A 369-nucleotide genomic window follows, 5' to 3' on the forward strand; every position below is an offset into this window, starting at 1 on the left:
ACCACCCAGCGGGTTCGGATTCGGCTTCTGCGACTCGACGGTCGGCCGGGGTTGCCCCTGGAAATGCAGCCGCGAGAAGTAGTCGTCGTATGACCGGTTCTCCTGCATGAGCACAAGGACGTGATCGACCTTGGTGATGTCCTCCGACGAGCGCTGTGGCTGCCCCTTTCGTCCTTCCTTCGCCCCCGCGCCACCGGCCTGACCAAAGGTCGCGACCCCTAGCGTCATGATCACCGCGGCGAACAACGCTCTCGTGCGCACGTAGCGTCGACGAACCATAGGTCGAAGTTATGCAGCCCAAGTGGCGGTGTCCATACCGCCCATGACGCGGTTTGCGGTGGGGCGACTGACCCGCTCGATCCGTGTCAC

The sequence above is a fragment of the Actinomycetota bacterium genome, assembly GCA_005888325.1.
In the GTDB taxonomy this organism is placed as follows: Bacteria; Actinomycetota; Acidimicrobiia; order Acidimicrobiales; family AC-14; genus AC-14.